This window comes from Roseixanthobacter psychrophilus, from assembly GCF_043195195.1.
Classification (GTDB): domain Bacteria; phylum Pseudomonadota; class Alphaproteobacteria; order Rhizobiales; family Xanthobacteraceae; genus NCEH01.
Map to the genome: position 1 here is coordinate 142,148 of NZ_JBAFWT010000002.1, position 14,295 is coordinate 156,442.

Sequence of the window (14,295 nt, forward strand, 5' to 3'; positions counted from 1 at the left end):
AACAGATCCCCATATGCTGCTTATCTGCCGTAAGGTCATCTCGCATGAAAGCGGGGGACAGGGCGGTGGATCGCGGGTGGTTCCTTTCGAGGGTGAAATGAAGATTTTCAAGCGCATGCCGGTCCTGATGGGCGTTCTCGCTCTCGCTTCGGCGGTGACATTGACGGTGGTGGATCATGCCGACGCGCGCCAAGGCGGCGGCTTCGGAAGCCGCGGGGGGCGTACCTTCCAGGCGCCTGCCAGCACCAATACGGCGCCAAGCGCGGCGCCCATTCAACGCTCCATCACGCCCCAGCAGCAGCCCGGCATGAACACCGCCGGCGCGGCCAATGCGGCGCGGCCTGGCGGCATGTTCGGCAGCGGCTTCGGTGGCGCGCTGATGCGCGGCCTGTTGATCGGTGGCCTCGTGGGCATGCTGTTCGGCGGCGGCCTCGGCGGCCTGACCGGTTTCCTCGGCCTGCTGCTCCAGGTGGCACTGGTGGGCGGCCTCGTGTTCCTCGCGATGCGCTTCTTCGCAAGCCGTCGTCAGCAGCGGCCGGCCGGAGCAGGTGCGCCGTTCCCGGGCCCGCTGTCGCGTGACAGCATGTTCGGCGGGTCGCGTCCTGCTGAGATGGGCGCCGGACAGCCGGCTGCCGGGCGCAGTGCCCTAGGCGGTCTTGGCGGCGCGCGCGCGCCGGTCCAGCAGCCGGCGCCGGTCGGCGGCGTGAAGGACGAAGTGGGGATCGGCCCGCAGGACCTCGACGCGTTCGAGCGCCTGCTGAGCGAGATTCAGGGCGCATTTTCCCGCGAGGACCATGGTGCGCTTGCGGACCACACCACGCCTGAGGTGCTCGCCGTGTTCTCCGAGGAATTGCGCGACAATGCCGCTCGCGGCGTGCGCAATGATGTGAGCGATGTGAAGCTGCTTCAGGGCGATCTCGCCGAGGCTTGGCGCGAGGGCAATATGGAGTATGCGACGGTCGCCATGCGGTACTCGATCCGCGACCTGATGCGCGACCGCACCACCGGCGCACTGGCCGCTGGCAGCAGGGACGCCGTCACCGAGACCACCGAGGTGTGGACCTTCGTTCGCCCCCGCGGCGGGGAGTGGAAGCTCTCGGCAATCCAGGACGTGTGACGTTCGATCATTTAGCTTCAAATCGACGGCCGGGATTTTTCCGGCCGTTTTCGTTTGCGCTGCCGCGTTCGCTCTCGCCTGGGTTACTGCGACAGCCTGCCGCACCTCTCTTCTTCTGGTCTTGTGGCGTTGCGCTTCCTAGATGAGGCCTATCGATCCGGGCCCCTCTGGCGCGTGCATGAAGATGCGTGCGTGATGTCGGATCTCTTCCGACATCCTTGCCGGCGAGAGTCCAAATGCCCCGTTTCGGTTTCCTGACGCCCTTTTGCGTGCCCGCTCCGGTGCCGCCTGCCCCTGTCGCGATCAAGGATCGCGGACGGGCGCGGGTGCATGTCCGTGCGCCCATGCTGCTGCTTGTGGCCCGGGCGGGCCGTATCCTTTCCCATCCCGTTTCATCCGTCGAAGGCAGGTGAGTGATCCATGGACTATCTCTTGCAACTGGCAGCCAATCCCGCCGCTTGGGTGGCCCTCGTCACGCTGGTGGCGATGGAGATCGTGCTCGGCATCGACAACCTCATCTTCATCTCGATCCTGACCAACAAGCTCCCGGCCCAGCACCGCTCGAAGGCGCGGCGCATCGGTATCGGCCTTGCACTGATCCTGCGGCTCGCGCTGCTGGGCACGGTGGCGATCATCGTTCAACTGACCACTCCGGTGTTCACTGTGTTCGGCCAGCCGTTCTCCTGGCGCGACATGATCCTGATCGCCGGCGGTCTGTTCCTGGTGTGGAAGGCCACCAAGGAGATCCACCACAGCGTCGATCCTGCGCCGCATGACGATGTTTTCGGCACCAGCAAGGTGACCATCGGCTTCAGCGCAGCTATCGCTCAGATCCTGATGCTGGACATCGTATTCTCCATCGACAGCATCATCACCGCAGTGGGCATGACCGAGCACATCCCCATCATGATCATCGCTGTGATCGTGGCGGTGAGTGTGATGTTGCTGGCGGCCGATCCGTTGGCCCACTTCATCGAGGCCAATCCCACGGTGGTCATGCTGGCGCTGGGCTTCCTCATCATGATCGGCATGACGCTGATCGCAGATGGCTTCGGGGCGCATGTGCCCAAGGGCTATGTCTACGCCGCCATGGCCTTCTCCACCGGTGTGGAGGTGCTGAACATGCTCGTGCGCCGCGCCAAGACCAAAACCCCCACGAATGGCGCCGCGGGGACCCATGCTGAGGGGCGCGCGAGCGGCCGCTGAGTCGGCGCACGCGAATTGAAAAAGAAGCGGCCCGCCTCGCAAGGGGCGGGCCGTTTGCGTTTCCCTCGGCCGGTCAATCAGTCGAAGGCCGGTGCTGCAAGCCGATGGGCGTGGGCGCGGATCTCTTCCGGCCAGGCGGCGGTGAGCTTGGCGAAGCCCGCCGCGTCTCCCGCATAGAAGGCGCGCAACGCCTCCTCGAACTGGGAAAGATTGCCGGCAAGAGCGCTCATGAAGCGATAGCAGGCCTCCTGGGCGGCGCGGCGGCGGGCAGGCGCGCTCTGGTCGCGACGTGCGGCTTCCACAAGCTTGCGCAGCGCGACTGACGCGCCGCCGGGCTGGGCAGCGAGCCAGTCCCAATGACGCGGCAGCAGTGTCACCTCACGGGCGACCACCCCGAGGCGCGGCCGGCCGGGACCACGGGCCGCTTCCACCTCAGGCGGCGCCGGCAGATCGGCATATCGCGCGGCAACCTCCTCGGGCGTGCCGCGCAAATCGAAATCCGCCGGGTGGGCGGTTTCCAGATCGAACACCAGCACCTGCTGCGTCTCGTCTTCAAGGTGCATGCGCTTCACGGCGGACGCGACCTCGGCGGCGGAGCCTTCTGCCAGTCGCCGCGGTCCGGCAAAAGCGATGAACGGCCCGGGGAAGGGAAGGGCGGGGGATGCGGCAGCGGTGCTCATGACGAATTCCTTTCGTCTCGATTTAATACCCGGGTATAATTAACTCGTCAATTGAATCCGGGTAAAAATAATTTGCGCCTCGGCACCGGCTTGCCACAAACTGCGTTTACTCTCCGAAGGGAGAAGAAGATGGCGCGAATCCTTGCCCTGTTCGGCCTGCTGGCGGCCTTCGCCGGCCTCCTGCCTTGGGCCGCGCCCCTGGCAAAAGCCGGTGTGCGCTTAGTCCAGGCACGGGACAATCCGGCACTGCTGTCCGACCTCTCTCTTCGCTCCTTCACGTCCGCCGATGCCAATACGGAAATCACCCAAGCCCTCGCGGATGACGATGGGGAGCTTGCCGCCTCCTATCTGGAACTTGCCGATGCACACGGCCTCGCTGTGTCTGCCGAGCTGCGGGCGCAGGTTGTCGCCGCCAATGGTGGAGCGGCGGCGGCCTGGCGCTCCGCCAAGAATTTCGGCGCCGGTTTCCTCACCGGCACGCCGGCAGACGTCGCCGGCTTTGCGGGCGCCGCCGCCGGCGATCTGACAGCCTGGGGCGACCTGCGCGACGCCACGCGCGAGGGCTGGAAATATGCCAATGGGGAAGCGGTGGACCCGTTGATCCTCGGTCTTTCCGTGGCCGGGCTGGCGCTCACCGCCGGCACTTATGCCACGTTCGGCGCCGGCTTGCCGGTGCGGGCGGGGGTGAGCGCGGTCAAGATTGCCAAGCGCACCGGGCGGCTTTCCGTGGGCATGACCCGCCTTTTGACCCGCGCGGTGAACGAAACAGTGGATTTTGCCGCCCTGCGCCGCGCCGGAGCGAGCCTGGACGCCACCGCGCTCAAGGGCGTGGTCCGTGCCGATGGTCTCAAGCCGCTCGCTCGGCTGATGGGCGATCTCGGCACGGTGCAGGCCAAGGCGGGTTCACGGGCCGCCGTCGCGGGTCTTGCCGTGGCTGAAAACAGCGGCGACCTCTCCCGCCTCGCGCGCCTTGCCGAGGCCAAGGGCGGGCAGACTCTGGCCATCCTCAAGACCCTCGGGCGCGGCGCGCTGGTGATCGGCTCGACGCTCCTGAAACTCGTGTGGTGGGGGCTCGCCGCCGTGGTCTGGCTGTTCGGGTTCATCGCCGTCTTCAACAGCTTCTGCGTGACCCTGGTGCGCCCGATCTGGCGCCGCAAGCGCGTGCGCCGGCTAAGCCCATTCCCCGTCGCGGCGGCCATGCGCCACGCCGCGGCTCCGCCACAGCGGCCGGAGCCGGCGTTTGGCGGCTTCGCTCGGTTTGCGGGCGCCGGCCCGGAAAACGAAGGGCTGCCCCATGTGCCTTCCGACGGTGGTGGCGGACGCGCGGTCGCCCGCTTTGAGGCGGCGGCCCGCGCCGCCGCGTCCCTGTCCGCTGTGTGAGAAATGCTCTGTAATGAGCCGGCTTAAACTGGGATAAACCATTTAGGATCAATGACCTGATTTAGGCTTGGGGAGCGGCGGAAGCTTTTGCTTTCGCTTCACCTCGGGTCGATTTAGGGTCCGTCCCGAACCATTGCTTCGGACCCCCTATGCCTCTCCTTTCCGCCGACGGCCTGGACATCGCCTTTCTGGATGAGGGCTCGGGCCCGCCGATCCTGCTGATTCATGGCTTTGGCTCCACCAAGGAAATCAATTGGGTTCATACGGGGTGGTTCAAGACCCTCATGGAAGCCGGCTACCGGGTGATTGCATTCGATCATCGTGGACATGGCGGCTCCACCAAGCTGTACGACCCCGACCTGTACGACACCCGTTTGATGGCGCAGGACGCCAAGCGGCTCCTGGACCATCTGGCGATCCCGCGCATCGACATCATCGGCTATTCCATGGGCGCGCGGGTGGCTGCGCAATTTGCCCTGGCCGAGCCCGAGCGGCTCAACAGCTTCATCATGGGCGGCCTCGGCATCCATCTGGTGGAGGGCGACGGCCTGCCGCAGGAAGTGGCGGCGGCGCTGGAGGCGCCGAGCCTCGCGGATGTGGAAGATCCGCTCGGCCGCATGTTCCGCGCCTTCGCGGACGCCAATAAGGCCGATCTCAAGGCGCTTGCCGCCTGCATCCGTGGCTCGCGCCAGACCCTGACGCGCCAACAGGTGGCGGAGATCGACCAGCCCGCCCTGGTGGCTGTGGGCACGCGCGATAAGATCGCGGGCGACGCTCACGAACTGGCGGCGCTGTTGCCGAAGGGCGAGGTGTTGGATATTCCCAACCGGGATCACAATCCCGCTGTGGGCGACAAGGTGTTCAAGCAGGCCGCGCTCGACTTCTTCGCCCGGCATGGGTGATGTGCATCGGCCGTCTCGGAACGACGGCTCGCATGTGCTAGAAATGCGTTGAAACGTGATCCACCGGGAGGCAGGAATGCCCCAGTCTTTGTTCAAGGCGCCGCATCAGTCGCTGGCGCGCATCAATACGGAGCGCTTCCAGGACGTGGTCGATCCCGTCTGGGCGCGGATCCGCAACGAGGCGGATCTCGCAGCCGAGCGTGAGCCGCTGCTCGCGGGCTTCTTGATCGGCGCGGTGCTCGGCCAGGGCAGCCTGGAGGCTGTGATCGGAGAGCGCATCGCCGCGCGGCTCGACCATGCCGAGTTGCCCGGTTCCGCCATCCGCGCGGCCTATCACGAGGCGGTCTCCCAGGACCGCACCATCTCCCAAGCGCTGCGCGCCGACATCATGGCGGTGGTAGATCGCGACCCCGCCACCACCCGCGCGCTGGAGCCGGTGCTCTATTTCAAGGGCTTCCACGCCCTGCAGACCCATCGTCTGTCCCATTGGCTGTGGTCCAATAACCAGCGCGATTTTGCCCTCTATCTGCAGAGCCGGGCCTCCTCGGTATTCACCGTGGACATCCATCCCGCGGTTCCCGTCGGGCGCGGCATCTTCCTCGACCATGCCACTGGCATCGTGATCGGCGCCACGGCGGTGATCGAGGATGACGTCTCCATCCTTCAGGGCGTCACCCTCGGCGGCACTGGCAAGGAGACCGGTGACCGCCATCCCAAGATCCGCCACGGCGTTTTGATCGGCGCTGGCGCGAAGGTTCTGGGCAATATCGAGGTCGGCCATTGCGCCCGCATCGCCGCCGGCTCGGTGGTGCTGAAGCCGGTGCCGCCCAAGACCACAGTCGCCGGCGTGCCGGCCAAGGTGGTGGGAGAGGCTGGCTGCGCCGAGCCCGCCCGCGCCATGGACCAGATGTTCGACGACAATATCTTCGCCGGCGCAGACATCTGAGCCGCGCTGTCAGTTCACGCGCATTCCGCGCTTTCGTGGCCGTCGCCTGGCGGCCATTCGACCCTTGGAGGACAAGACTTGGATAAAACGGAACTCGAGCGCGTGCAGCGCTACATGCGCACCTTGTTCGGCAATCCGCAGATCAAGGTGACCGCGCGCCCGAAGAAGACCGATTCGGCTGAGGTTTATCTGGGTGAGGAATTCATCGGTGTTCTGTTCAAGGACGAGGAAGACGGCGACCTCTCCTACAATTTCCAGATGGCGATTCTCGAAGCCGACCTCGATTGAGGCTTCGCGGCCGCGCTTTTTATAGCGCATCCCCTCCGGCCCGGCCGGAGGGTTCTTTTCGGCCTGGACCGCTTCCCACCAATCCACCTTGCCAATTGCCGGCAAGCCATTAAACCGGCGTCATATACAAAATGCCGCGCGGGGTCTTCGTGTCCTTCCTCGATATTGCAGGTGAGCGTTTCCGGATTCAGCTGGACGGCAAGGACGGAGCGCCGCCGCTGGTGCTCGCCCATTCGCTCGGCACCACGCTGGAAATGTGGGACCCGCTGCTGCCCCATCTCGCCTCCCGTTTCCGCGTGATCCGCTATGACGCGCGCGGCCATGGCCAGTCCAGCGCGCCGGACGCGGTCTATTCCATGGGCGATTTCGGCCGCGACCTTCTCAACATCCTGGACCGGCTCGGCGTTGCTGGCCCGGTGGAGTATTGCGGCCTGTCGCTGGGCGGCATGGTGGGGCAATGGCTGGCGCTCAATGCGCCGCAGCGCCTGAAACGGGCTGTGCTCGCCAACACCACCGCCCACGCGGGCCCCCATCGCATGTGGGAAGGCCGCATCAAGGCGGTGCGCCGCACCGGCACCGCGCCGATCGCCGATGCCGTGATCGAAAGCTGGTTTACGCCGAAGTTCCGCGCCGCCCATCCCGACCAGGTGGCGAAGGTGCGCGAGATGATCGTGCACACTGCGCCCGGCGGGTACATGGGCACGAGCTGCGCCATGCGTGACATGGATTTCCGCCCCGGCCTGCCGCACATCGCCACCCCTTGCCTAGTGATCGTGGGCCTGCAAGACCGTTCAACGCCGCCGGAATGGGGCGAGGCGATCGCCGCACACATTCCCGGCGCTGAACTGGTGAAGCTCGACACCAGCCATATGTCGGCTATCGAGGCGCCAGCGGACTTTGCCCGCGAGGTGATCGGCTTCCTCGGCTGAGACCTGCGGGTTTTTGTCGTCGCTCGGGGCGCGCGGAACGCGGCGTGTGATGGTATCTAGACGCTCGTCAGCTTCGCAATGGCGGCAAGGAGCCCACCATGACGGCACAGGCGCACGATCCGCACGACGGCAAACCGGTGCCGGGCCCGGCACCCGAAGTGGCGGCCCAGGCCGTCTTTCCGCAGGGGCACGAGAACCACAATCACGCCAGCCATAACCATGTCGGCCATGACCACGGTGCCGACCACGCGCATGCCACCCCGGCCCCGCACGATGACCACGATCAGTCCGCTGCGGGCGACAGCCATGCTGGTCACGGTGGTCATGGGCACGCAGGGCACGACCACAGCCATGCGGTGCCTAGCTCGCTACGGGCGTTCGCCATTGGCGCCTCGGTCAATTTCGGTTTCGTGATCATCGAGGCGATCTTCGGCCTTCTGTCCGGTTCGCTCGCTTTGCTGGCCGATGCCGGCCACAATCTCTCCGACGTGCTCGGCCTGCTCCTGGCCTGGGGCGCCGCCTGGCTTTCGCGCCGCGCACCGAGCCGGCGCCGCACCTTCGGCTACGGCCGTTCCTCGATCCTCGCCGCGCTCGCCAACGCCATGATCCTGTTGCTCGGAACCGGCGGCATCATCATCGAGGCTGTCGGCCGCTTTAGCGATCCCGCGCCGATCCAGACCGGCGTCGTCATGATCGTTGCCCTGGTGGGCATCGGCGTGAATTTCGGCACCGCCATGCTGTTCATGGCCGACCGGAAGGGAGACCTGAACGTGCGCGGCGCCTTCGTGCACCTGATTGCCGACGCGGCGGTATCGCTCGGCGTGGTGATCGCCGCCCTGGTGATTGCCCTCACCGGATGGCTCTGGCTCGACCCGGTGGTAAGCCTTGCGATCGCAGTGGCGATCATCGCCGGTACATGGGGCCTCCTGCGTGATAGCGTGGACCTCGCCATGGATGTGGTGCCGAGTGGCATTGACCACGATGCGGTGGAGCGCTTCCTGGCCGGCCGCCCCGGGGTGAGCGAGGTGCATGACCTGCATATCTGGGGTCTCAGCACCACCGATTCAGCGCTGACAGTGCATCTGGTACGCCCAGGCGCGACCATCGACGATGCCTTCCTGGCCGAGACCTGCGCCGAGCTCAAGGTGCGGTTCAAGATCGGCCATGCGGCGATCCAGGTGGAGGACGGCACCATCCCCTGCGCCCTTGCGCCAGCCGATGTGATCTAAACCACGATCCGACTGCCAAAAAGAGAAGCCACATGTCCGAAGAGTCGCTCTCCCCGTTCCGCACCCTCCTGGGTGAGGCGGGGGTGATGAGCACGCCCGATCTCACAGCGCCTTATGTGACGGATCAGCGCAAGCTCATCTCGGGACGGACGCCAGCCGTGCTGCGCCCGCGTAGCACGGCTGAGGTGCAGGCGGTGGCCAAGCTCGCGGCGCAGCTCGGCTTCGGCCTCGTGCCGCAGGCGGGTAATACCTCCTATGTCGGCGGCGCGACGCCGGATGACACCGGGCGCCAACTCGTCGTGAGCCTGGAGCGGATGAATAAGATCCGCACGGTGGACCCGCTCGGCTTCACGCTCAGCGCCGATGCTGGCGTGATCCTCGCGGACGCTCACGCCGCCGCCGCGGCGGCCGGCTGCATGCTGCCGCTTGATCTTGGCTCCGAAGGGAGCTGCCGGCTCGGGGGGAATATCGGCACCAATGCCGGCGGCCTCTCCGTGCTGCGCTACGGCATGACGCGCGATCTGGTGCTTGGTATCGAGGCCGTGCTGCCCGACGGGACGCTGCTCGACGATATGCGCGCGCTACGCAAGAACAATGTGGGCTATGATCTCAAACAATTGTTCGTCGGCGGGGAGGGGACGCTCGGCATCGTCACTGGCGTGGTGCTGAAGCTCTGTCCGGCCCCGGTCCTCACCGCCACCGCTTGGGTGCAGCTTGCCCCAAGCGCGCAACTGCCGCAGATGCTGGCCGAAGTGCGGCGAGAGACTTCCGATCTCGTCTCATCCTTCGAATATATCACGGCCAATTCGGTAGCCCTGGTGGAGGCGCTGAAGGGTTCCACTCTCGGCCTGCGCACTGGCGAAGGCGGCGCGGTGCTGTTGGAAGTGTCGTCCTCCTCGGGGCGCATTTCTCCGGAGGATCTGCTGCTTGGCGTGCTTGAGGGGCTGATGGAAAAGGGGTGGGTGGAAGACGCCCTGCTGGCCCAGTCCGAGCGTCAGCGCGCCGATATGTGGTCGCTGCGCGAGAGCATCGCCGAGGCCGAGAAGCATGCCGGCGGTTCCGTGAAGTTGGACATTTCTGTCCCGATCCCGGCGCTCCATAGCTTTCTGGATCAAGCGCGTACAGCAGTGACCGCCTACGATCCCACGCTGCTTCTGTCCGTCTATGGCCACGTGGGCGACGGCAATCTCCACTACAACATCGTGGTGCCGAAGGGCGAGGACAGGCTCGCCTTCACCCGCCTGATCGAAGCGGGGCTCGCGCACGAGCTTTACGCCATCGCGGCCGCGCTGGGCGGCAGCTTCAGCGCGGAATACGGCATCGGTCGACTGAAGCGCGATTTGCTGGAGCGCTACGGCGATCCCACACGCCTCGCCCTCATGGGCCGGGTGAAGGCCGCCTTTGACCCCACCGGCCTGATGAATGCCGGGGCCATGGTCGACCCAAAGGGCTGAAGCTCAGGCCGCGGCCTTTGAACCGCGCAGGCCGTCCAGGGCTTCCTTGGCGATGGGCGAGAGCCCTTCGCCGCCATGGTCCAGATGCTCGAAAATCTTCGAGCGCATGCGCGGGTCCCAGAATTTGTGGATGTGCTCGCGCGTGGAGGCAACGGCTTCCGCATGGTGCTGCGTGGAGAAGGCGGTCGCGATCTGGTTCGCCATGTAGACGAGGCGGTCGTTGGTGCTGGTGCTATGCGACATGTGCGGGCCGTGAGGATGCCCCGAGATCAATGCGCTCGGGATGGGTGAAGAGTTCAAACCCGTCGCTGCGCACGATCGCGGCCAGCGTGATGCCGGCCGCCTGCGCGGTACGGATGGCGAGGGAGGTCGGCGCGGAGACGGCGGCGATGACGGGGGTGCCCAGCACGGCGGCCTTCTGCACCATCTCGATGGAGACGCGGCTGGTGAGCAGGGTGATGCCGCGTGCGGGATCGGCATCGAGCTTCACCACCTTGCCCACCAGCTTGTCGAGGGCATTGTGGCGGCCCACATCCTCGCAGACTGCGAGCAGACCGCGCCCCGGCTCAAAATAGCCTGCGGCATGCACCGCGCGGGTCTCGTGATTGAGGGTCTGGGCGGGCGCGAGGGCGGCCATGGCTTCCAATATGAGGGATGCGGGAAAGACCGGCCGCGCGGTGACCTGAGCGGCGGGCTTGATGGCTTCGGCGAGGCTCTCCACTCCGCACAGGCCGCAGCCGGTTGGGCCGGCCATGGCGCGGCGGCGGGCGCCGAGCACGGCCATCTTCTCCTCGGCGATCCACATGCGCGCTTCGATGCCATCCTCCACCGCGATCACGTCGAGGCTGAGGATATCCGCCGGGCGCGCGATGATCCCCTCGGTGAGGGAGAAGCCGAGGGCGAAATCGGCGATGTCGATGGGGCTTGCCATCATCACGGCATGGGTGGTGCCGTTATAGGTGAGGGCGACCGGTGTTTCCTCCGGCACCGCACGTTCGGAGACGGTGATGCCATCCAGCCGCCACACGTCGCGGCTCACGCGCCGCACGGGCTTGGGGAAATCGGGAATTTCGGACATCTCATCCATGATGCGCGCCAACCGATGATGCTGCCATCAAGGTTGTGCCGAATGGTCCCGCGTTCAAGTGCGGCCATGCCATTGGCAACATTTCCCGCCTGTCGGGGAGAGCAAGGAAGGAAAGACCGACAAACGCGCAAGACCCGCCGCCCGATTTCCCCTTTCCCAGCCCTCTCCCGCATGCGGGAGAGGGGCCTGGGTCCAGGCGGGGAGGGCGCGTCGCGGCGCCGGTCTGCATCTCACTCCGCCGCTTCGGCGATGCGGCGGCTCTGGCGGGAGAGCTCTTCATACTCTTCCTGCCAAGCGCTCGGCCCGTTGGAGGGGGCGACCTGCACGGCCGTCACCTTGTATTCCGGGCAATTGGTGGCCCAGTCGGAGAAGTCCGTGGTCACCACGTTCGCCTGCGTCACCGGATGGTGGAAGGTGGTGTAGACCACACCGGGCTGCATGCGCTCGCTGATCACCGCGCGCAGGGAGGTGCCGCCCGCGCGGCTTTCCAGCTTCACGAAGTCGCCGTCGCGGATGCCGCGGTTCTCGGCGTCGTGCGGGTGGATCTCCAGCACGTCTTCCGCATGCCAGGCGACATTCTCCGTGCGGCGGGTCTGCGCGCCGACGTTGTATTGCGAGAGGATGCGGCCCGTGGTGAGCAGCAGCGGGAACAAGGGGCCGGTGCGCTCGTCGGTGGGTACGTATTCGGTGAGGACGAACTTGCCCTTGCCGCGCACGAAGCCGCCGATGTGCATGATGGGGGTGCCTTCCGGCGCCTTGTCGTTGCACGGCCACTGAACCGAGCCCAGTTCGTCTAGCTTCTTGTAGCTCACGCCCGTGAAGGTGGGCGTGAGGCGGGCGATCTCGTCCATGATCTCGCCGGGATGGCTGTAGTCCATGGGATAACCGAGCGCCTCGGACAGCATGACCGTGACTTCCCAATCGGCATAGCCGTTCTTGGGCGCCATCACTTTGCGGATGCGCTGGATGCGGCGTTCCGCATTGGTGAAGGTGCCATCCTTTTCCAGGAACGAGCAGCCGGGCAGGAAGACGTGAGCGTAGTTCGCCGTCTCGTTCAGGAACAGGTCCTGCACCACGAGGCATTCCAGCGCACCGAGCCCTGCCGAGACGTGGCGGGTATCGGGATCGGACTGGAGGATGTCCTCGCCCTGCACGTACATGCCCTTGAAGGTGCCATCGACGGCGGCGTCGAACATGTTGGGAATGCGCAGGCCGGGCTCGGCGTCCAGCTTCACGCCCCACAGGCTTTCGAACAGCGCGCGGGTGGCGTCGTCGGAGACGTGGCGGTAGCCAGACAGCTCATGGGGGAAGGAGCCCATGTCGCAGGCGCCCTGCACGTTGTTCTGGCCGCGCAGCGGGTTCACGCCCACGCCGTTGCGGCCGACATTGCCGGTCACCATGGCGAGGTTCGCGATCGCCATGACAGTGGTGGAGCCCTGGGAGTGTTCGGTCACGCCGAGTCCATAATAGATCGCCGCATTGCCGCCGGTGGCATAGAGGCGGGCGGCCTTGCGCACGTCCTGCGGATCGACGCCGGTATATTTGGCGACCGCCTCGGGGCTATGGCGCTCGTCGGCGACGAAGGCCGCCCATTCCTGGAACTCGTCCCAGTCGCAACGCTCGCGGATGAAAGCCTCATCCATCAAGCCCTCGGTGACGACCACATGGGCGAGCGCCGTGACCAAAGCCACATTCGTGCCCGGGCGCAGCGGCAGATGGTAATCCGCCTGCACATGCGGGGTGCGCACGAGGTCGATCTTGCGCGGGTCGGCGATGATCAGCTTCGCGCCCTCGCGCAGGCGCTTCTTCATGCGCGAGCCGAACACCGGGTGGCCGTCGGTCGGGTTGGCGCCGATCACCAGGATCACGTCGGTCTCTTCGATGGAATCGAAGTCCTGCGTGCCGGCCGAGGTGCCATAAGTCTGCGAGAGGCCATAGCCTGTCGGCGAATGGCAGACGCGGGCGCAGGTATCGACATTGTTGTTGCCGAAGGCTCCACGGATCAGCTTCTGTACCAGATAGGTTTCTTCATTGGTGCAGCGCGAGGAGGTGATACCGCCCACCGAACGGCGGCCATATTTTTCCTGGATGCGCTTGAACTCGGAAGCGGCGTATTGGATCGCTTCCTCATAGCTCACTTCCTTCCACGGCTCGTGGATGGATGAGCGGATCATGGGCTTGAGGATGCGATCCTTGTGGGTCGCATAGCCATAAGCGAACCGGCCCTTTACGCAGGAATGCCCCCGGTTCGCCTTGCCGTCCTTGTAGGGGACCATGCGCACCAGCTCGTCACCGCGCATTTCCGCCTTGAAGGTGCAGCCGACACCGCAATAGGCGCAGGTGGTCACCAGTGAATGCTCGGGGGTGCCGATCGCGATCATAGATTTTTCGTTCAGCGTCGCGGTGGGACAGGCCTGCACGCAGGCGCCGCACGAGACGCACTCGGACGAAAGGAAGGTCTCGTTCATGCCCGGCGACACGCGCGAGCCGAAGCCGCGGCCGGAAATGGTCAGCGCGAAGGTCCCTTGCACCTCTTCGCAGGCCCGCACGCAGCGATTACAGACGATGCACTTCGACTGTTCGTAGGTGAAATACGGGTTGGATTCGTCCTTGCCCAGCTTGGTGTGGTTCTCGCCCTCATAGCCGTAGCGCACGTCACGCAGGCCGACGACGCCGGCCATGTCCTGAAGCTCGCAATCGCCGTTGGCGGAGCAGGTCAGACAGTCCAGCGGATGATCGGAGATGTACAGCTCCATCACCCCCTTGCGGATCTGCTTCAGCCGCTCGGTCTGGGTCTTCACCACTATGCCGTCCGCAACCGGGGTGGTGCAGGAGGCCGGCGTGCCGTTGCGGCCCTCGATCTCCACCAGGCAGAGGCGGCAAGAACCGAAGGCATCCAGCATATCGGTGGCGCAGAGCTTGGGGATCTGGTTCCCGATCTCCATGGCCGCGCGCATGATGGAGGTGCCTTCAGGCACTTCCACCTTCATGCCGTCAATGGTCAGCGAGACAAGCTTCTCGGACTTGGAGAGCGGCGTGCCATAATCAATTTCATGCACGAGGGACATTGAGTTCCT

At 65.7% G+C, this 14,295-nt stretch carries 13 protein-coding genes; 9 read left to right on the forward strand and 4 right to left on the reverse strand.

The window, feature by feature from the left end; genetic code table 11:
* Positions 1 to 97 precede the first annotated feature (97 nt).
* Entirely contained in the window at positions 98 to 1,117 is a 1,020-nt protein-coding gene (locus V5F77_RS02960; RefSeq protein WP_429003834.1) for a Tim44 domain-containing protein, read from the forward strand.
* Between the two features lie 420 nt (positions 1,118 to 1,537).
* The gene (locus V5F77_RS02965) at positions 1,538 to 2,323 is read left to right on the forward strand and encodes a TerC family protein (protein WP_429003835.1); all 786 of its coding nucleotides are present in this window, start codon (positions 1,538 to 1,540) and stop codon (positions 2,321 to 2,323) included.
* A gap of 77 nt (positions 2,324 to 2,400) precedes the next feature.
* Here the strand turns inward: V5F77_RS02965 and V5F77_RS02970 are convergent, their stop codons facing one another.
* A complete protein-coding gene (locus tag V5F77_RS02970; protein ID WP_429003836.1) occupies positions 2,401 to 3,003 on the reverse strand; it encodes a DUF2239 family protein in 603 nt (200 codons plus the stop codon).
* 129 nt (positions 3,004 to 3,132) lie between these two features.
* Here V5F77_RS02970 and V5F77_RS02975 point away from each other — a divergent pair, with 129 nt between their 5' ends.
* From V5F77_RS02975 to V5F77_RS03005, 7 genes are all read left to right on the forward strand, one after another.
* Complete coding sequence (locus V5F77_RS02975) at positions 3,133 to 4,383, forward strand: hypothetical protein (protein ID WP_429003837.1); 1,251 nt, start codon at positions 3,133 to 3,135, stop codon at positions 4,381 to 4,383.
* A 149-nt stretch (positions 4,384 to 4,532) separates the two neighbouring features.
* The gene (locus tag V5F77_RS02980; RefSeq protein ID WP_429003838.1) at positions 4,533 to 5,285 is read left to right on the forward strand and encodes an alpha/beta fold hydrolase; all 753 of its coding nucleotides are present in this window, start codon (positions 4,533 to 4,535) and stop codon (positions 5,283 to 5,285) included.
* A gap of 76 nt (positions 5,286 to 5,361) precedes the next feature.
* Positions 5,362 to 6,231: a serine O-acetyltransferase gene (gene cysE / locus V5F77_RS02985; protein WP_429003839.1), complete on the forward strand. Its 870-nt coding sequence runs from the start codon at positions 5,362 to 5,364 to the stop codon at positions 6,229 to 6,231.
* A gap of 78 nt (positions 6,232 to 6,309) precedes the next feature.
* A complete protein-coding gene (locus V5F77_RS02990) occupies positions 6,310 to 6,519 on the forward strand; it encodes a DUF3126 family protein (protein ID WP_348847713.1) in 210 nt (69 codons plus the stop codon).
* Between the two features lie 149 nt (positions 6,520 to 6,668).
* Positions 6,669 to 7,448, forward strand: a complete 780-nt coding sequence (gene pcaD / locus V5F77_RS02995; protein ID WP_429003840.1) for a 3-oxoadipate enol-lactonase — start codon at positions 6,669 to 6,671, stop codon at positions 7,446 to 7,448.
* A 98-nt stretch (positions 7,449 to 7,546) separates the two neighbouring features.
* The gene (locus V5F77_RS03000) at positions 7,547 to 8,677 is read left to right on the forward strand and encodes a cation diffusion facilitator family transporter (RefSeq protein WP_429003841.1); all 1,131 of its coding nucleotides are present in this window, start codon (positions 7,547 to 7,549) and stop codon (positions 8,675 to 8,677) included.
* Between the two features lie 32 nt (positions 8,678 to 8,709).
* A complete protein-coding gene (locus V5F77_RS03005; RefSeq protein WP_429003842.1) occupies positions 8,710 to 10,131 on the forward strand; it encodes an FAD-binding oxidoreductase in 1,422 nt (473 codons plus the stop codon).
* Between the two features lie 3 nt (positions 10,132 to 10,134).
* On the opposite strand, the gene V5F77_RS03010 is transcribed toward V5F77_RS03005, so the two are convergent.
* The 3 genes from V5F77_RS03010 to fdhF all read right to left on the reverse strand — a co-directional run bounded on the left by V5F77_RS03010 (position 10,135) and on the right by fdhF (position 14,286).
* Positions 10,135 to 10,374 carry a formate dehydrogenase subunit delta gene (locus tag V5F77_RS03010; protein WP_429003843.1) on the reverse strand — a complete coding sequence of 80 codons (240 nt, stop codon included), beginning with the start codon at positions 10,372 to 10,374 and terminating at the stop codon, positions 10,135 to 10,137.
* Positions 10,364 to 11,218 (reverse strand): formate dehydrogenase accessory sulfurtransferase FdhD, encoded by an 855-nt coding sequence (gene fdhD / locus V5F77_RS03015; RefSeq protein ID WP_429003844.1) that lies wholly within the window; start codon positions 11,216 to 11,218, stop codon positions 10,364 to 10,366. The genes V5F77_RS03010 and fdhD overlap by 11 nt, the downstream gene beginning before the upstream one ends.
* Positions 11,219 to 11,448: 230 nt before the next feature.
* Positions 11,449 to 14,286 (reverse strand): formate dehydrogenase subunit alpha, encoded by a 2,838-nt coding sequence (gene fdhF, locus V5F77_RS03020; protein WP_429003845.1) that lies wholly within the window; start codon positions 14,284 to 14,286, stop codon positions 11,449 to 11,451.
* Between the last annotated feature and the right edge of the window lie 9 nt (positions 14,287 to 14,295).